Consider the following 16,843-nt stretch of genomic DNA (forward strand, 5'->3'; position numbering starts at 1 on the left):
GAGCCCGCCTCCGGCGACCCGACACATACGGTCACGACCCCGCCCCCATTCATGAAACCCCCTCCGCCGCCACCACCGGCACCTCCGCCACCAGCCGGAACACACCCTCTCGGACCGGTCCCGCCTCCAGCGTCCCGGCCACGACCGCGAGACGTTCCCGTAGTCCCGCGAGCCCGGAGCCGCCGGTGCCCGGTGGCCGCGACGCCCCGTCGTTCTCCACGGTGAGCACCACCTGCTCCCCCTCTCTCCGCAGGGCCACCACGCACCGCTTGGCGTCCCCGTGCCGCAGTACGTTCGTGGTGGCCTCCCGGACCACCCAGCCGAGCGCCGACTGCACCTCGGCGGGCAGCCCGCCCGGTTCACCGGTGACCTCGCAGTCGATGCCGGCGGCGGTCAACACCCCTCGCGCTCCGGCCAGTTCGATGCCCAGATCGGCCTCCCGGTATCCCCGTACGACGTCCCGCACCTCGCGCTGTGTCTCCTGCGCGATCCGCTGCACCTCGGTCATCTGGTCCACGGCCTCGTCGCGTCCCCGACGCGCCAGCTGCACGGCCAGTTCGCTCTTCAGCGCGATCACGGCCAGGTTGCGCCCCATCACGTCGTGCAGGTCCCGCCCGAACCGCAGCCGTTCCTCGGCGACGGCGAGCCGGGCGCGGGTCTCGCGGGCCGTGTCGAGTTCGTAGACGGCGTTCAGGAGCCAGACGGAGAAGACGGAGGTGAAGGCGAGGAACCCGGCGGCGATCAGCACCACGACCCCGGTGACCAGGGACTCCGGGAGGGCGTACCCCAGGGGGAAGCCGCCGAGCACCGCGCCCGCGGCGAAGCCGCCCACGAGCGCGAGCACGCGCCGTCGCCTGCGGACGCCGAGCGCGCCGATACCGGCCGCGAAGGTCAGCACGCCCACGAAGACCGCCCCCGTGGCCATGTCGAGCCCGTCACTGTGCGGCCCCCGCTCGGCGATGCCGATCACCGCGACGGAGATGGCGGCGGTGACCGCCCCGAGCACCCACAGCGTCCGCACCGGCTGCTCGCGCCGCCCCCGCGTCCAGTCGAGCGCCCGCGACGCGGTCACCGCGCACGCCAGGGCATGCGCGCACACCAGCAGCACCAGCCAGACCGCGAGCTGCCCCGTCACCTGCCCGAAGACCGGCAGTCCGACCGAGGCGACGTAGATCACCGCGAAGAAGTGGAACGACCAGCGCGTGTACGTCTCCACCTTCGCCGGCGTGCTCTTCCGACGCCACCAGCCCCCTGCCTCGCGCATGCTCTCCCCGTACGTCAGCGCCTCGGTTCCCACCGGAACCACCGCTGTACAGCAAACACTGCCAGCACGGTCCAGGCCACCGCCGTACCGAGGGCGCCCAGGGCCTCGTAGGTCGAGAGCGTGCCGGTCCAGCCGCCGCGGACCAGGGTGATCACGGGCGACAGGGGCAGGAGCTCGCACACCGACGCGAACGTGTCGGGCAGCAGCTCCAGCGGCACGGTGACGCCCGAGAGGGCCATCGAGATCACCACGAGTGGCAGCGTGGTGACCTGCGCGCTCTCCACGGTCCGGGTCACGGCCGCCGTCACGGCAGCGAGCGCCGCGCACATCACCAGCCCCAACAGCAGCCCCAGTACGACGAGATGGGGGGCGTGCGGCGCGGGCACGTCGAGCAGGACCGTGCTCGCGGCCACCAGCACCACGGACTGGGTGAGCCCGGTCGCGCCGATCGGCAGCGCGGTCCCGCAGAGGATCTCGACGTCCCGCAGCTCGCCGGTGCGCAGCCGCTTCAGCACGAGTTCCTCGCGCCGGGCGGTGTAGATCCCGACCAGAGCGCCGTAGACACCGAAGAGCAGGGTGAAGCCGACCGCGGCCGGCAGCAGCACCAGCCCGACACTCAGCCCGGACTTCCCGACGTCCATGTCGTCCACCACGGGCCGCAGGCTGAACGGCAGCGCGAGCGGCACCAGTACGGCCGCCACGAGCGTGGCCCTGCTGCGTCCGAGCAGCGTGAACTCGGCGCGGGCGAGGGCGCCCAGCCGGCTCGCGGGAGTGGTGACCATGCTCATGCCGAGACCTCCTCACGCGCCGCGATCCCCAGGAACGCCTCCTCCAGCGAGGCGGACCGCACATCGAGCCGCCGCAGCTCGATGCCGGCCCGCTCGGCCCACACCAGCAGCCCGGTGGCGGCCCGCTGCAACTCCCGCGTCCGCAGCCGTACGACGTTCCCGTCGACCTCGTGTCCGCACACCCCGAGCTCCGCGAGCGGGGGCAGGTCTCCCACGAAGTACCCGTCGGGCAGTTCGAACGAGATCCGTGCCGGCTGGGCGGCGGTCACCTCGGCCGGTGTCCCGGTGGCCGCGATCCGCCCCTCGTGGAGGATCGCCAGCCGGCCCGCGAGGTCCTCGGCCTCCTCCATGTAGTGGGTGGTGAGCAGCACGGTCGTCCCCCGGTCGCGCAGGGCCCGCACCAACTCCCAGGTGTCCCGGCGCCCTTCGGCGTCGAGTCCGGTCGTCGGCTCGTCCAGGAACAGCACCTCGGGGTCGCCGAGCAGTGCGAGCGCCAGGTCGAGGCGCCGCCGCTCGCCTCCGGACAACTGCTTGACCCGTACGCCGGTCCGCCGGGCGAGCCCGACGAGTTCCAGCACCTCCAGCGGCGGCCGGGCCCCGCTGACGCAGCCAGCCCACATCCGCGCGGTCTCGTCGACGGTCAGCTCGGAGGGGAAGCCGCCCTCCTGGAGCATCACCCCGGTCCGCGGGCGTACGGCGGCGCGCTCGGTGTACGGATCGTGCCCGAGGACGCGGATGCGGCCCTCGGTCGGCCGGGCGAGTCCTTCGAGGAGTTCGACGGTGGAGGTCTTGCCGGCGCCGTTGGTGCCGAGCAGGGCGAAGACCTCTCCGCGGGCCACGGAGAAGCTGATCCCGCGCACGGCCTCGAACCCGCCCCCGTACACACGCCGTAGGCCGGTGACCTCAATCACGTGTTCGTGTTCGTCGGTGTTCATGAAGCCAGCGTCCCGGCGGAGCGGATGCGACAGCAGTGCGCGCTGTCACCACTCCGTATGACAAATGTCAGACGACCCGACCGGTCAGGCACCGGGCATGAAAAAGCCCCCCGGTCGAAACCGGAGGGCTTGATTCAGAGCGGACGACGAGGCTCGAACTCGCGACCTCAACCTTGGCAAGGTTGCGCTCTACCAACTGAGCTACGTCCGCATTGCATCCGACCGGCTCTCACCGATCGGCGCGGGCACCAGCATACCTGATCCACAACTGTGGCCAGGCCGGTGGTGCAGAGCGGGTGACAGGAATTGCACACTGCGCCTTCCCCCTGGAAGGGGGATGTTCTACTACTGAACTACACCCGCATGTACTCCGTGAGCTGGGCCTTTCGGCCTCGCCCCTCGGCGTGCTCCAGACTCTAGCTGACCAGGTGGGGTGCAACGCAAGTCGGTTGTCCCGAGGGGCGGGTGACCCGGCGTCGACCGGCCCTTACCGGGCCTCGGCGAACGCCTCGTAGACCCTCTTGGGGATGCGTCCACGGGCGGGGACATCCATCTTGTTGGCCTGGGCCCAGGCCCGGACCGCCGCCGGGTCGGGAGCGACCTCGGTCTGCTGGTACGCCTTGCCCGACCTGGACCGCTTGCGGCCGGCCTCCACGTACGGCTCGAGCGCCTTACGCAGTTTCTTGGCATTGGTTTGATTCAGGTCGATCTCGTACGACTTGCCGTCGAGTCCGAAGGCGATCGTTTCCGCCGCTTCCGAGCCGTCGATGTCGTCAAAGAGAGTGACCACGACCTTCTGCGCCACGAATATCGGTCCCTTCGTACGGCACGTTGCCAATTCATTTGTACAGTGCCCAACAATGCATTGTGAGCTCGACTAAATCCTTCCGCGTGTCCCAGCGCAATAGGTATCGGGTGTCGATCTGAGATCTTTCCGGGAAATTTTCGCGACCGGCCGCCTCCGTGATGTGTCGTGATCGCCGTCACGTAGATTCCTACAACTCAACGCGCGTAGAATTTTTGTACGGGTAGTCTGAAGGAACCTGCTCAGCACCACACCACCGGGAGTGCCAGTGGCACGCGTCGTAGTCGACGTCATGCTCAAGCCGGAGATCCTCGACCCCCAGGGCCAGGCGGTGCAGCGCGCACTGCCGCGGCTTGGTTTCGACGGCATCTCCGACGTACGTCAGGGAAAGCGATTCGAACTGGAAGTTGACGGGCCGGTCGACGAGGCCGCGCTCGCCCGCATCCATGATCTTGCGGAATCCTTCCTCGCCAACACCGTGATCGAGGACTTCACCGTGAAGGTCGAGGACTCTGCGGAAGTCGCGGGGGCCGCGAAGTGACCGCTCGTATTGGCGTCGTCACTTTCCCGGGCAGCCTCGACGACCGGGACACCCAGCGCGCGATCCGCCTCGCGGGCGCCGAACCGGTCGCCCTCTGGCACAAGGACAAGGACCTCCACCAGGTCGACGCCGTGGTGCTGTGCGGCGGTTTCTCCTACGGCGACTATCTGCGCGCGGGTGCCATCGCGCGCTTCTCGCCGGTCATGGAGCCCCTCATCGAGCAGGCGAAGGCCGGCCTCCCGGTCCTCGGCATCTGCAACGGCTTCCAGATCCTCACCGAGGCCCACCTCCTCCCGGGCGGGATGCTCGGCAACGACCACCTCCACTTCATCTGCCGCGACCAGAAGCTGCGGGTGGAGAACGCGGACACCGCCTGGACGACCGACTACTCGGCCGGCCAGGAGATCAACATTCCGCTGAAGAACATGGACGGCCGGTACGTCGCCGACGAGTACACCCTCGACAAGCTGGAGGCCGAGGGCCGGGTCGCCTTCCGGTACCTGGACTTCAACCCCAACGGCAGCCTCCGTGACATCGCCGGCATCACCAACGAGGCGGGCAACGTCGTAGGCCTGATGCCGCACCCGGAGCACGCCGTGGAGCCGCTCATCGGCACCGGCCGCACCGACGGCCTCCCCTTCTTCACCTCGATCCTCAAGAAGCTGGTCAACGTATGAGCCGGACGCCTCTGGACACGGTCGAGCACGCGACCGCGACCCCCGACGTCGAGCTGCCCTGGGCCGAACTGGGCCTGAAGAAGGACGAGTACGAGAGGGTCGTCGAGATCCTCGGGCGTCGGCCCACCGGTGCCGAGCTCGCCATGTACTCGGTCATGTGGTCCGAGCACTGCTCCTACAAGTCGTCGAAGGTGCATCTGCGCCAGTTCGGCGAGAAGGCGCCCCAGTCGGACGCCCTCCTCGTCGGCATCGGCGAGAACGCGGGCGTCGTGGACGTCGGCCAGGGCTACGCGGTCACCTTCAAGGTCGAATCGCACAACCACCCCTCCTACGTCGAGCCCTACCAGGGCGCCGCGACCGGTGTCGGCGGCATCGTCCGCGACATCATCGCGATGGGCGCGCGGCCGGTGGCCGTGGTCGACCCCCTGCGCTTCGGTGCCGCGGACCATCCGGACACCAAGCGCGTGCTCCCCGGTGTCGTCGCCGGCATCGGCGGTTACGGCAACTGCCTGGGCCTGCCCAACATCGGCGGCGAGGTCGTCTTCGACGCCTGCTACCAGGGCAACCCGCTGGTCAACGCCGGTGCCATCGGCGTGATGCGGCACGAGGACATCCACCTCGCGAAGGCGTCCGGCGCCGGCAACAAGGTCATCCTGTACGGGGCCCGCACGGGCGGTGACGGCATCGGCGGCGCGTCGATCCTCGCCTCCGAGACCTTCGACGACGCCAAGCCGTCGAAGCGTCCGGCCGTGCAGGTCGGGGACCCGTTCCAGGAGAAGCTCCTCATCGAGTGCACCCTGGAGGCCTTCAAGGAGAAGCTGGTCGTCGGGATCCAGGACCTCGGCGCGGCCGGTCTGTCCTGTGCCACCTCCGAGCTCGCCTCCAACGGCTCCGGCGGCATGCGCGTCACCCTGGACGACGTACCGCTGCGCGACTCGACGCTCTCGCCCGAGGAAATCCTCATGAGCGAGTCCCAGGAGCGCATGTGCGCGGTCGTGGAGCCGGGGAAGGTCGACCGGTTCCTGGAGATCTGCGACAAGTGGGACGTCATCGCCACCGTCATCGGTGAGGTCACCGACGGCGACCGGCTGGAGATCTACTGGCACGGCGGCAAGATCGTCGACGTCGACCCGCGGACCGTGGCCCACGACGGCCCGGTCTACGAGCGCCCGTATGCCCGTCCGGACTGGCAGGACGCGCTCCAGGCGGACGACGCGAACAAGCTGCCCCGGCCGCAGACGGGCGAGGAGCTCAAGGAGCAGGTCCTCGCGCTGGTCTCCTCCCCGAACCAGGCCTCCAAGAAGTGGATCACCTCGCAGTACGACCACTTCGTGCAGGGCAACACGGTGCTGGCCCAGCCGGAGGACTCCGGCATGATCCGCATCGACGAGTCGACCGGCCTGGGTGTGGCGATCGCGACGGACGGCAACGGCCGTTACGCGAAGCTCGACCCGTACGCGGGCGCGCAACTGGCGCTCTCGGAGGCCTACCGGAACGTGGCGACGACCGGCGCCAAGCCCCTCGCGGTCTCCGACTGCCTGAACTTCGGCTCGCCCGAGGACCCGGCCGTCATGTGGCAGTTCGCGGAGGCCATCCGCGGACTGGCCGACGCCTGCCAGCAGTTGGGCACCCCGGTGACCGGCGGCAACGTCTCCCTCTACAACCAGACCGGTGATGTGGCCATCCACCCCACCCCGGTCGTCGCGGTCCTGGGCGTCATCGACGACGTCGCCCGCCGCACCCCGATCGCCTTCCGCGAGGAGGGCCAGCTGCTGTACCTCCTCGGCGACACCCGTGAGGAGTTCGGCGGCTCGGCCTGGTCCCAGGTCGTCCACGACCACCTCGGCGGTCTGCCGCCCAAGGTCGACCTGGAGCGCGAGCGGCTGCTCGCCGAGATCCTGATCTCCGCCAGCCGCGACGGCATGATCGACTCCGCGCACGACCTCTCCGACGGCGGCCTGATCCAGGCGGTCGTGGAGTCGGCGCTGCTCGGCGGCAAGGGCGCCCGCCTGATCGTCCCGGACGGTCTGGACGCGTTCACGCTGCTGTTCTCGGAGTCGGCCGGCCGCGCGGTGGTCGCGGTCCCCCGCTCCGAGGAGCTCCGCTTCAACGACATGTGCGGCGCGCGGGGCCTGCCCGTCACCCGCATCGGTGTCGTCGACGGCGACTCGGTCGAGCTCCAGGGCGAGTTCGAACTGTCCCTGGAGGAACTGCGGACGGCCCACGAGGAGACGATCCCGGCACTGCTGAAGTAGCCGGTCGTACGACTCCGAAGGCCCCGCCCGTCGCCGTGACGGGCGGGGCCTTCGTGACTCCGGCACCGGTTCGCGGGCCGCCTCCGAAGCGCCGCCGATTAGGCTCACCGCCATGCCCACGACCAGGAAGCGCGCCCGCACCTACGACCCCGCCAAGATCCGCGAGGCTCTGAAGAACCAGTTCGGACATGTACGGGAGGCCGTGGGCGCCCTCACCCCCGAGCAACTCGCTCTCGCAACGCGCCTGACCGGCTGGACCGTGCGGGACCTGGCCGCGCACATCACCATGGCGGTCGAGACGGTCAGCCGGAACCTCGACCGGGAGGAACCCCCGGCTCCGCGGCTCACCCTCCTCGAATGGCCCTTCGCCACGGCCGACCGGGCCGGTGACATCGCCGACGGCACCCGGGAGCTGGCCTCCGCCAACCCGGACCTCGCCGCGCTGTACGCCCGTACCGAGGAGCGGTTCCTGGCCGCCCTGAGTGCCCCCGGCTCCCGCGTCCTCGCCGCCCGTACCGGTGCGATGACCCTGGCCGACTACCTGGTCACCCGCACTGTCGAACTCGTCGTCCACACCGACGACCTGAACGCGGCCGTGCCCGGCCTCGACATCCCCTACGACCGCCAGGCGCTCGCCGCCTGCACCCGTCTCCTCGCCGACGCCCTGGCCGTGAAGGCGCCCGGCGGCTCGACCGAGGTGCGGATCCCGCCGTACGCCGTCGTGCAGTGCGTCGAGGGGCCGAAGCACACCCGGGGCACCCCGCCGAACGTCGTCGAGACCGACCCGCTGACCTGGATCCGGCTCGCCACCGGCCGGCTGGCCTGGCAGGACGCGCTGGAGGCGGCCAAGGTCAGCGCGAGCGGGGAGCGGGCGGACCTGGGCGGACTGCTCCCACTGATGAGCTGAACCCTTCACGGGGCTCGTGCGTCAAAGAGCCATGAAGCGGACGACACAGCGGACGACAAAGCGGACGACATGCGCCAAGTACGCTGCCGCGGCCCTGGCCGGGACCACCGTCCTGGCCGCCTGCGGCACGGAGCCCGCGGGGACCTCGACCCAGGACCTCTCCGCCATCGAGGACGTCTCGTGGGTGCCCAAGAAGGTCACCGTCGACGGCAAGGACTACGTCCTGCCCGTAAAGGGTGCCCGGCACAAGGCCCAGATCACCTTCAAGCCGACGACCGCCGAACCGGATGGCGACGGTGGTGAGTCCGGCGGTTCCGTGGGCTGCAACAGCATTGGCGTCGACGTGGCCATCGAGGGCGACACCGTGAGGGTCTCCGACCTCGTCATGACACTGATGGGCTGCCCAGGTGCCGTGGGGCAGTTCGAGGAGAAGTTCGTCGGTGTCTTCGACAACGACCTCAAGGCCCGCCTGGACGGGCCCTCGGGTTCCCGGACGCTCACCCTGACCAGCCCGCAGGACGACACCATCACCCTGCGCGAGGGGAAACCGCCCGCCCTGAAGGGCACTCGCTGGTCCCTCGGCGAGAACGCCTATCTCACCCTCACCCGGAAGAACACCGTCACCGGCAACCTCGGATGCAACACCTTCCACGGCAGGGCGAACGTCAAGGACCGCACCATCGTGTTCGGGCCCCTGGCGACCACGCGCATGATGTGTTCCGGCCCGGTGATGAAGACCGAGCGCCAACTCGCCGAAATCCTCTCCGGCAAGGTCTCCTACCAGCAGGAACGCGATTCCCTGGAGATCACCAAGGGGCCCGGCGAGAGCGTCACGGCCCGCGCGGAGTAAGAAAGCCCACTCTCCGCGAATTCGGACCAGTGGTCGATCTCGCCTACACTCGGAACCGTGCCACGTGGTGACGGACGACTCAACCACGACCTGCTCCCCGGTGAGAAGGGCCCCCAGGACGCTTGTGGCGTCTTCGGTGTCTGGGCTCCGGGCGAAGAGGTCGCCAAGCTCTCCTACTTCGGGCTCTACGCCCTCCAGCATCGAGGCCAGGAATCCGCGGGAATCGCGGTCAGCAACGGCTCACAGATCCTCGTCTTCAAGGACATGGGCCTCGTGTCCCAGGTCTTCGACGAGACCTCTCTCGGTTCACTCCAAGGTCACATCGCGGTCGGTCACGCCCGCTACTCGACCACCGGCGCCTCCGTGTGGGAGAACGCCCAGCCGACTTTCCGTGCCACCGCGCACGGTTCCATCGCGCTCGGCCACAACGGCAACCTGGTCAACACGGCACAGCTCGCCGAGATGGTCGCCGACCTGCCCAAGCAGGAGGGCCGCAGCCCCCGGGTGGCCGCCACCAACGACACCGACCTGCTCACCGCGCTCCTCGCGGCCCAGGTCGACGAGGACGGCAAGCCCCTGACCATCGAGGAGGCCGCCCCCGTGGTCCTCCCCCAGGTCCAGGGCGCCTTCTCGCTCGTCTTCATGAACGAGCACACCCTCTACGCCGCCCGCGACCCGCAGGGCATCCGCCCGCTGGTCCTCGGCCGCCTGGAGCGCGGCTGGGTCGTCGCGTCCGAGTCCGCCGCCCTCGACATCTGCGGCGCCGCCTACGTCCGCGAGATCGAGCCGGGCGAGTTCGTCGCCATCGACGAGAACGGACTGCGCACCTCCCGATTCGCGGAAGCGAAGCCCAAGGGCTGTGTCTTCGAGTACGTCTATCTGGCGCGCCCCGACACCGACATCGCCGGCCGGAACGTGTACCTCTCCCGGGTGGAGATGGGCCGCAGGCTCGCGAAGGAAGCGCCCGTCGAGGCCGACCTCGTCATAGCGACCCCGGAGTCCGGCACCCCGGCGGCCATCGGCTACGCGGAAGCGTCCGGGATCCCCTTCGGCGCGGGTCTCGTGAAGAACGCCTACGTCGGCCGTACGTTCATCCAGCCCTCGCAGACCATTCGCCAGCTCGGCATCCGCCTGAAGCTGAACCCGCTCAAGGAAGTCATCAAGGGCAAGCGGCTGGTCGTCGTCGACGACTCCATCGTGCGCGGCAACACCCAGCGCGCCCTGGTCCGCATGCTCCGCGAGGCGGGCGCCGCCGAGGTCCACATCCGGATCTCCTCGCCCCCCGTGAAGTGGCCCTGCTTCTTCGGCATCGACTTCGCCACCCGCGCCGAACTCATCGCCAACGGCATGACCGTCGAGGAGATCGGCACCTCGATGGGCGCCGACTCCCTCTCGTACATCTCCCTCGACGGCATGATCGAGGCGACCACCATCGCCAAGCCGAACCTGTGCCGTGCCTGCTTCGACGGCGAGTACCCGATGGATCTGCCCGACCCGGAGCTGCTCGGCAAGCAGCTGCTGGAGACCGAGCTGGCCGCAGGGCCCGCCTCCACGGCCGCGGCCGACGCGATCCGTCGCCCGTAGACAGCCCGCCATACCTGCCGTACGACACGAAGGTTCTCTACTGCCATGTCTGAGACAACTGGTGCCAGCTACGCAGCCGCGGGCGTCGACATCGAGGCGGGCGACCGCGCCGTAGAGCTGATGAAGGAGTGGGTGAAGAAGACGCAGCGCCCCGAGGTCCTCGGCGGCCTCGGCGGTTTCGCCGGCCTCTTCGACGCCTCCGCCCTCAAGCGCTTCGAGCGTCCGCTGCTCGCCTCCGCCACCGACGGTGTCGGCACCAAGGTGGACATCGCGCGTCAGCTGGGCGTCTACGACACCATCGGCCACGACCTGGTCGCGATGGTCATGGACGACATCGTGGTCTGCGGTGCCGAGCCGCTGTTCATGACCGACTACATCTGTGTCGGCAAGGTCCACCCCGAGCGGGTCGCCGCGATCGTCAAGGGCATCGCCGAGGGCTGTGTGCTCGCCGGCTGCGCCCTGGTGGGCGGAGAGACGGCCGAGCACCCCGGTCTGCTGGGCCCGGACGACTTCGATGTGGCCGGCGCCGGTACGGGCGTCGTGGAAGCCGACCGGCTGCTCGGCGCGGATCGCATCCGTAAGGGTGACGCCGTCATCGCCATGGCGGCCTCCGGTCTTCACTCGAACGGGTACTCGCTGGTCCGGCATGTGCTTCTGAACGAGGCGGGCCTCGCCCTGGACGCCCGGATCGACGAGCTCGGCCGCACCCTCGGCGAGGAGCTCCTGGAGCCCACCAAGATCTACTCGCTGGACTGCCTGGCGCTGATCCGCACGGCCGAGGTGCACGCCTTCTCCCACGTCACCGGCGGCGGTCTGGCGGCCAATCTGGCCCGGGTGATCCCCGACGGCCTGCACGCCGTCGTGGACCGCACCACCTGGACCCCGGACCCGATCTTCGACCTCGTCGGCAGGACGGGTCAGGTCGAGCGCCTGGAGCTGGAGAAGACCCTGAACATGGGCGTCGGCATGATCGCGATCGTCCCCGAGGAGTCGGCGGACGTCGCCCTGGAGACCCTGGCCGACCGCGGGGTCGAGGCCTGGGTCGCGGGCGAGATCACGGACCGTGGCGACCACACCACGGGTGCGGAGCTGGTCGGCGACTACGCGTAGATCCGGTACGCAGAGATCCAGCCCCTCGGCGTACGAGGAGCTGGATCCGGGGCGGTGCCCCGCGACGTCAGCACAAAACCCGGTCCGGCGCTGAGAGCTCCGGACCGGGTGAGCCAACGGCTAGGCCGCTGCAGGCATTACGCTCCGCGGCGTTGAGACGCAGGACCGGACTCGTCGTCCTCGTCCCCGTCGTCGTTGTAGAGATCCGCGTACTGGGCGTACGGGTCGTCTTCCTCGTCGTCCTCGAACGGCTCGCCATTCGGCGGCTGGCTCGAAGTCGAAGCGCCCAGCTCATTGGCCAGACGCGACAGATCTGTCCCGCCGCTGCTGTACTTCAGCTGGCGGGCGACCTTCGTCTGCTTGGCCTTTGCCCGGCCGCGCCCCATGGCTCGACCCCCTCGGATACGGGGCTCGGTGGCCCCAGAGTCTTGACACGCGTTCATGATCTGGAACGGGCTCTCCGCAGAGAGACCGGTCCGTAGGGCTTCCACGGTACCTGAGCCCACGGCCATACGGTACGTCGCCCGCACCACGTGCCCGCACCCAGGTCCCGCGAGGAGCCCCGTCCTCGCTGGTCAACCGCGATTTTAACCACTTCTTCGCGGCCGACCCGCCGACGAACGTGAGAGTTCTCTCCAAGAGTGCGCCGACGGGTACCGCTCAGACGTCAGCGCACCGGTTTCACGGCCGCCTCGTGCATCCGCTGCTCGGCGATCCGGTCGGCCGCGGCGGCCGGCGGAATCCCGTCCTCCTTCGCACGTGCGAATATTGCGAGCGTGGTGTCGTAGATCTTCGCGGCCTTCGTCCTGCACCGCTCGAAGTCGAAACCGTGCAGTTCGTCGGCGACCTGGATGACCCCGCCGGCGTTCACCACGTAGTCCGGCGCGTAGAGGATCCCGCGGTCGGCGAGGTCCTTCTCGACGCCCGGGTGGGCGAGCTGGTTGTTGGCGGCGCCGCAGACGACGCGCGCGGTCAGCACGGGCACGGTGTCGTCGTTCAGGGCGCCGCCGAGCGCGCAGGGGGCGTAGATGTCGAGGCCCTCGACCCGGATCAGCGCGTCGGTGTCGGCGACGACGGCGACGGAGGGGTGCCGCTCGGCGATCCGCCCCACGGCGTCCTGCCGTACGTCGGTGATCACGACCTGGGCGCCCTCCTCCTGGAGGTGCTCGACCAGATGGTGGCCGACCTTGCCGACACCCGCGACGCCGACGGTACGGCCGCGCAGCGACGGGTCGCCCCACAGGTGCGCGGCGCTGGCCCGCATGCCCTGGTAGACGCCGAAGGCGGTGAGGACGGAGGAGTCGCCGGCGCCGCCGTTCTCGGGGGAGCGGCCGGTCGTCCAGCGGCATTCACGGGCGACGACGTCCATGTCGGCGACGTAGGTGCCGACATCGCACGCGGTGACGTAACGCCCGCCGAGCGAGGCCACGAAACGGCCGTACGCGAGAAGCAGTTCCTCGCTCTTGTCGCGCTCCGGGTCGCCGATGATGACGGCCTTGCCACCGCCGTGGTCGAGCCCGGCCATGGCGTTCTTGTACGACATCCCGCGCGCGAGGTTCAGCGCGTCGGCGACGGCCTCCTGCTCGCTCGCGTACGGGTAGAAGCGCGTCCCGCCGAGGGCGGGGCCGAGCGCGGTGGAGTGGAGGGCGATGACGGCCTTGAGGCCGCTCTTGCGGTCCTGGCAGAGCACGACCTGCTCATGACCACCCTGGTCCGAGTGGAACAGGGTGTGCAGCACATCGGCGGCGGCGCCGGTTACGTCGGTCACTGTGGTGACTCCTGGGTACATTGCGGCGATGGGACACAGGCGCCCGTAAGGGTGGCGGGGCCTGTGAGCACGAGATTAGGGCCTGTGGCGGCCCATGACCGTGCAGTGCTCAGGATCACCTTCCCGCGGGGTGCGGGCGTGCGACGATTTGCATAGTTTTCCCGCGCGTTTGTGTGCGGGTTTCGCAGGTTTTCCCGGCAGGCGGCGGGGGAGAGAGCAGGCGTGCCCAAGGTGTCCTCGGTGATCGTTCCGTACGCGACCTATCTGCGCGTGTACGAACCGCTGGCCGCCTTCCCCGAGCCCGAGCGCAGCCACTGGGCGCGCTACGCCCGCCGCCCGGACCGCCCCTCGTACCAGGACGAGCTGCGCCGCTCCCTGGCCGACCTGCTGCCCATCCCGCCGATCCCGGTGCCGGTGCACGAGAGCAGCGACGCCTTCGTGCTCGATGTGGACGGCGTGGTGTGCGTGTGTCCGTGGCGCACCCGGCTGCGCGGCTGGCTGGCCCTGGAGGAGCTCGGGGAGGAGCTGCCGGGGCCGGTCCTGGAAGCGGTGCTGCCCGAGGTCGTACGCCGCCAGACCGCCCAGGACTACGAGCGCTGGCTCGCCCGCAATCCGGACGCCCGGCCCTGGATCCGCACCGCGACCTGGCAGGTGCCGGTGAACTGGTTCGTGCTCGTCTCCGACGAGGAGCGGCGCTTCGACAAGGGGTCCGGCGAGATCCCGCCGATGCTGCGCTACCGCACCCCCATGGTGCAGGCGCGGCGGCGCGTGGCCCGGGCTCTGCGGGCCCTGAAGGACGCCGTCGACGAAGGGCCGCTCATCGACGGCCTGATCGACGTCGGGCGCTGGCTGGAGGAGTTCCACCCGCGCTCGCTGGTCGAGCTGGACTACGGCGGTCTGGTGCATGTGCTTCCGCCGGGCGAGCTGGAGGACGACCACTCGGCGGCGGACGTGGCCGAGGGCATCGAGGCGCTCAGGCACGGTGACGGGGTCGCGGCGGGCGAGGCCTACGGGCGGCTCGTGGAGCGCTGGCGGGCCGTCAGGGACCGTCGCTCGGCGAACTGATGTGCGCCAGGTCACGAACAGGCGTTTGACCTGACGCCCGTTTTGGGGTTTCGTCCTGGCTCAAGGTGTTCAACTTCCCCTGAAGTCTCACCGACAAGGGACGTAGGTCCCGATCCGGGCGTACGCCTCACGGAGTGTCAAGCGTGATGGACCGCACGTACCCGGCTCTTGCGTCTCTTGCCCCTCCTCATGCCAAAATAGGACAAGGGGCCCGGGGGAGGTTCCGCTTTGGGGGGTCTGATGACTCCTGATCGCCTCTGTGACTGATCGTCACAGGGGCGTGACTGTCCGCTATGGCATGGTCCATCGGCTTCCGTCGCCGATGAACACCTGGGGGGCAATTCCATCGGTTTGGCCGACGCGGCTGGACAGATGGTGTAGTTGTAGTGCCGAGGACAAGCCGTTCGTCCTATAACCGACTCGACCCGCATCCGCCATTTCGGGCAACGCGGGTCAAGGTGCAGAATTTAGAGGAAAGAACCGAGAAGGTTCGGTTCTCCCGAGGAGGCCGCTCATGACCGCTCGCACCCCTGATGCCGAGCCGCTGCTGACCCCGGCTGAGGTCGCCACGATGTTCCGCGTGGACCCGAAGACGGTCACGCGGTGGGCGAAGGCCGGCAAGCTCACGTCGATCCGTACGCTCGGCGGGCACCGCCGTTACCGCGAGGCTGAGGTCCGCGCTCTGCTCGCGGGTATCCCGCAGCAGCGCAGCGAGGCCTGAACAACTGAATAACCGGACAAACCGGTCGGCCCCCCAGCCGGTCGCCACGTCCGGACACTGGCTCCAAGCGACGCGGGTCCTGCCCCAACAGGGCCCATTCTCAACCTCGTCGTCGATCGCGCTGGACTCCGCCGAGTCCAGCGCGATCTTTTTTGTGCGCGGAGTGTGGGCGTTCGGCGGGCCTGTGAGCGGGCTTGTGGGCGGGCTTGTCGGAGTCTGGGGAGGGGTGTCGGATCTCCTGTGGGGCGGTCCCTGACCGGTGTGCGATCAGGAGTGCAATTGCACATATTAAATTGACCTGTTGTAAGTGAGCGGTAAGTTCCACGGTTTCAAAAACTCATGCGGTGACTCCCGTCACATGCCAGAGTCCTTGTTGCCGTCGGGCCCGGTGCGCTAAAGGCGTTACGCCGGGGAGGGGGTTCCGTCCTCCACGGGCTCCTCCGATGGTGAGCCGGCTGCCGGCCCGGAGTCCATCGCCAGCCGCAACAGGCGGTGGCAGATCGCGCAGTGGCGGGTCAGATGCCGATACGACGACGCGGCCGCCAGGTGCGCGCGCAGCAACGCCCGCGTCTCGTGCCTGACCGATGCCGCCATACGCCACCTCCGGGCTCCACGGGAACGGGGGCCTGGTTTCTGGGTACCCGGGCTCGGAGGCGCCGTCAAGATGGCGCGAGCCTCCACGGAGACCGCCCTGCCCCGCTGTCGGGGCGATCGCCCGGCCTGACGTTGCGTATACGAGCGGCCGGGCTGCGGGGGCGGCGGGGGCGACGCACGAAGAAGGCCCACGCCCCGATGTGCGGGATGCGGGCCGTGTTTTCGCGGCGGTTCCGACTGAGGGTGCGGCTCCGCGGCGGGCGCGGCTTCCCCTGGGCGGGGGCGTGGTGGACGAAGAAGGCTCGTGTCCCGATGTGCGGGATGCGGGCCGTGTTTTCGCGGCGGTCCTGGCGGAGTGTGGGGCTTCGCCGAGGGAGTGGCCTCTACCTGGGCGGGGGCGTGGTGGACGAAGAGGCGCGCGCCCCGTTGCCGGGATGCGGGCCGTGTTTTCGCGGCGGTCCTGGCGGAGTGTGGGGCTCGCCGAGGGAGTGGCCTCCTCCTGGGCGGGGGCGTGGTGGACGAGAAGGCGCGCGCCCCGTTGCCGGGATGCGGGCCTTGCTTCTCTCAGTGCCGTCCTGGTGGGGTTTGCTGTGTCTGATTGCGGCTCCGCCGCGGGCGCGGCCTCTCCTTGGGCACGGGGGCGGTGCGCGAAGAAGGCCCACGCCCCGGTGTACGGGATGCGGGCCGTGTTTCTCGCCGCAGCCCTGACGGAATGTGAGGCTCCGCCGCGGGCGCGGCCTTCCCCTGAGGCGGGGGTGGCGCGCACGAAGAAGGCCCGCGTCCCGTTGCCGGGATGCGGGCCTTTCTTTTACTGCGGTCCTGACGGGATTTGAACCCGCGGCCTCCACCTTGACAGGGTGGCGAGCACTCCAAACTGCTCCACAGGACCAGGTTTCGCGGCGCTTACTGGTGCGTTGCGCTGCGAGAAGGACTGTACAGGAGCTGGCGGGTCCTGGTCGAACTCACCCTCCGTGCAGGG

16 protein-coding genes and 3 tRNA genes are annotated in these 16,843 nt (G+C 69.5%); 9 read left to right on the forward strand and 10 right to left on the reverse strand.

Annotated elements, in window-relative coordinates:
• Positions 1 to 49: 49 nt before the first annotated feature.
• The 6 genes from ACIRP7_RS12385 to ACIRP7_RS12410 all read right to left on the reverse strand — a co-directional run bounded on the left by ACIRP7_RS12385 (position 50) and on the right by ACIRP7_RS12410 (position 3,792).
• Positions 50 to 1,264 (reverse strand): sensor histidine kinase, encoded by a 1,215-nt coding sequence (locus tag ACIRP7_RS12385; RefSeq protein WP_403656978.1) that lies wholly within the window; start codon positions 1,262 to 1,264, stop codon positions 50 to 52.
• Between the two features lie 14 nt (positions 1,265 to 1,278).
• On the reverse strand, positions 1,279 to 2,052 hold the full coding sequence (locus ACIRP7_RS12390; RefSeq protein ID WP_403656981.1) for an ABC transporter permease: 774 nt from the start codon (positions 2,050 to 2,052) through the stop codon (positions 1,279 to 1,281).
• A complete protein-coding gene (locus tag ACIRP7_RS12395; protein WP_403656985.1) occupies positions 2,049 to 2,987 on the reverse strand; it encodes an ABC transporter ATP-binding protein in 939 nt (312 codons plus the stop codon). Before ACIRP7_RS12395 ends, ACIRP7_RS12390 begins: the two co-directional genes overlap by 4 nt.
• 138 nt (positions 2,988 to 3,125) lie before the next feature.
• Positions 3,126 to 3,198 (reverse strand) — tRNA-Gly (locus tag ACIRP7_RS12400).
• 80 nt (positions 3,199 to 3,278) lie between these two features.
• A tRNA-Gly gene (locus ACIRP7_RS12405) sits at positions 3,279 to 3,350 on the reverse strand.
• 124 nt (positions 3,351 to 3,474) lie between these two features.
• Complete coding sequence (locus ACIRP7_RS12410) at positions 3,475 to 3,792, reverse strand: Lsr2 family protein (RefSeq protein ID WP_403656988.1); 318 nt, start codon at positions 3,790 to 3,792, stop codon at positions 3,475 to 3,477.
• 268 nt (positions 3,793 to 4,060) lie between these two features.
• Here ACIRP7_RS12410 and purS point away from each other — a divergent pair, with 268 nt between their 5' ends.
• From purS to purM, 7 genes are all read left to right on the forward strand, one after another.
• A complete protein-coding gene (gene purS, locus ACIRP7_RS12415) occupies positions 4,061 to 4,333 on the forward strand; it encodes a phosphoribosylformylglycinamidine synthase subunit PurS (protein WP_352391849.1) in 273 nt (90 codons plus the stop codon).
• Positions 4,330 to 5,010 carry a phosphoribosylformylglycinamidine synthase subunit PurQ gene (purQ, locus tag ACIRP7_RS12420; RefSeq protein ID WP_030683039.1) on the forward strand — a complete coding sequence of 227 codons (681 nt, stop codon included), beginning with the start codon at positions 4,330 to 4,332 and terminating at the stop codon, positions 5,008 to 5,010. Before purS ends, purQ begins: the two co-directional genes overlap by 4 nt.
• Positions 5,007 to 7,265 (forward strand): phosphoribosylformylglycinamidine synthase subunit PurL, encoded by a 2,259-nt coding sequence (purL, locus tag ACIRP7_RS12425; RefSeq protein ID WP_403656992.1) that lies wholly within the window; start codon positions 5,007 to 5,009, stop codon positions 7,263 to 7,265. Before purQ ends, purL begins: the two co-directional genes overlap by 4 nt.
• Positions 7,266 to 7,377: 112 nt before the next feature.
• Positions 7,378 to 8,172: a sterol carrier family protein gene (locus ACIRP7_RS12430; protein WP_403656995.1), complete on the forward strand. Its 795-nt coding sequence runs from the start codon at positions 7,378 to 7,380 to the stop codon at positions 8,170 to 8,172.
• Positions 8,173 to 8,203: 31 nt separating this feature from the next.
• Positions 8,204 to 9,022 (forward strand): META domain-containing protein, encoded by an 819-nt coding sequence (locus ACIRP7_RS12435; RefSeq protein ID WP_403656998.1) that lies wholly within the window; start codon positions 8,204 to 8,206, stop codon positions 9,020 to 9,022.
• Positions 9,023 to 9,079: 57 nt separating this feature from the next.
• Positions 9,080 to 10,606, forward strand: coding sequence for an amidophosphoribosyltransferase (gene purF, locus ACIRP7_RS12440; protein WP_403657000.1), 1,527 nt, complete (start codon positions 9,080 to 9,082; stop codon positions 10,604 to 10,606).
• Positions 10,607 to 10,651: 45 nt separating this feature from the next.
• The gene (purM, locus tag ACIRP7_RS12445; RefSeq protein WP_403657003.1) at positions 10,652 to 11,716 is read left to right on the forward strand and encodes a phosphoribosylformylglycinamidine cyclo-ligase; all 1,065 of its coding nucleotides are present in this window, start codon (positions 10,652 to 10,654) and stop codon (positions 11,714 to 11,716) included.
• A 137-nt stretch (positions 11,717 to 11,853) separates the two neighbouring features.
• Here the strand turns inward: purM and ACIRP7_RS12450 are convergent, their stop codons facing one another.
• On the reverse strand, positions 11,854 to 12,102 hold the full coding sequence (locus ACIRP7_RS12450) for a DUF3073 domain-containing protein (RefSeq protein ID WP_352391842.1): 249 nt from the start codon (positions 12,100 to 12,102) through the stop codon (positions 11,854 to 11,856).
• Positions 12,103 to 12,383: 281 nt separating this feature from the next.
• Positions 12,384 to 13,484, reverse strand: coding sequence for a Leu/Phe/Val dehydrogenase (locus ACIRP7_RS12455; protein ID WP_403657006.1), 1,101 nt, complete (start codon positions 13,482 to 13,484; stop codon positions 12,384 to 12,386).
• Between the two features lie 222 nt (positions 13,485 to 13,706).
• Between ACIRP7_RS12455 and ACIRP7_RS12460 the strand changes: the two genes are divergently transcribed.
• Both ACIRP7_RS12460 and bldC read left to right on the forward strand, forming a co-directional pair.
• Entirely contained in the window at positions 13,707 to 14,549 is an 843-nt protein-coding gene (locus ACIRP7_RS12460; RefSeq protein ID WP_403657009.1) for a hypothetical protein, read from the forward strand.
• A gap of 514 nt (positions 14,550 to 15,063) precedes the next feature.
• Positions 15,064 to 15,270 (forward strand): developmental transcriptional regulator BldC, encoded by a 207-nt coding sequence (gene bldC, locus ACIRP7_RS12465; RefSeq protein ID WP_003949541.1) that lies wholly within the window; start codon positions 15,064 to 15,066, stop codon positions 15,268 to 15,270.
• A 402-nt stretch (positions 15,271 to 15,672) separates the two neighbouring features.
• Here the strand turns inward: bldC and ACIRP7_RS12470 are convergent, their stop codons facing one another.
• On the reverse strand, positions 15,673 to 15,864 hold the full coding sequence (locus ACIRP7_RS12470; protein ID WP_403657012.1) for a DUF6274 family protein: 192 nt from the start codon (positions 15,862 to 15,864) through the stop codon (positions 15,673 to 15,675).
• Between the two features lie 814 nt (positions 15,865 to 16,678).
• Positions 16,679 to 16,753, reverse strand: a tRNA-Asp gene (locus tag ACIRP7_RS12475).
• Positions 16,754 to 16,843: the final 90 nt, after the last annotated feature.

Source organism: Streptomyces sp. NPDC102270 (assembly GCF_044766405.1).
GTDB lineage: Bacteria > Actinomycetota > Actinomycetes > Streptomycetales > Streptomycetaceae > Streptomyces.

What these genes read in the sequence shown, in the direction of transcription:
- ACIRP7_RS12470 (WP_403657012.1), bottom strand. Translation starts at nt 15,864, where the DNA reads ATGGCGGCATCGGTCAGGCACGAGACGCGGGCGTTGCTGCGCGCGCAC.
- ACIRP7_RS12450 (WP_352391842.1), bottom strand. Translation starts at nt 12,102, where the DNA reads ATGGGGCGCGGCCGGGCAAAGGCCAAGCAGACGAAGGTCGCCCGCCAG.
- purM (WP_403657003.1), top strand. Translation starts at nt 10,652, where the DNA reads ATGTCTGAGACAACTGGTGCCAGCTACGCAGCCGCGGGCGTCGACATC.
- ACIRP7_RS12430 (WP_403656995.1), top strand. Translation starts at nt 7,378, where the DNA reads ATGCCCACGACCAGGAAGCGCGCCCGCACCTACGACCCCGCCAAGATC.
- ACIRP7_RS12390 (WP_403656981.1), bottom strand. Translation starts at nt 2,052, where the DNA reads ATGAGCATGGTCACCACTCCCGCGAGCCGGCTGGGCGCCCTCGCCCGC.
- ACIRP7_RS12385 (WP_403656978.1), bottom strand. Translation starts at nt 1,264, where the DNA reads ATGCGCGAGGCAGGGGGCTGGTGGCGTCGGAAGAGCACGCCGGCGAAG.
- bldC (WP_003949541.1), top strand. Translation starts at nt 15,064, where the DNA reads ATGACCGCTCGCACCCCTGATGCCGAGCCGCTGCTGACCCCGGCTGAG.
- purL (WP_403656992.1), top strand. Translation starts at nt 5,007, where the DNA reads ATGAGCCGGACGCCTCTGGACACGGTCGAGCACGCGACCGCGACCCCC.
- ACIRP7_RS12395 (WP_403656985.1), bottom strand. Translation starts at nt 2,987, where the DNA reads ATGAACACCGACGAACACGAACACGTGATTGAGGTCACCGGCCTACGG.
- ACIRP7_RS12435 (WP_403656998.1), top strand. Translation starts at nt 8,204, where the DNA reads ATGAAGCGGACGACACAGCGGACGACAAAGCGGACGACATGCGCCAAG.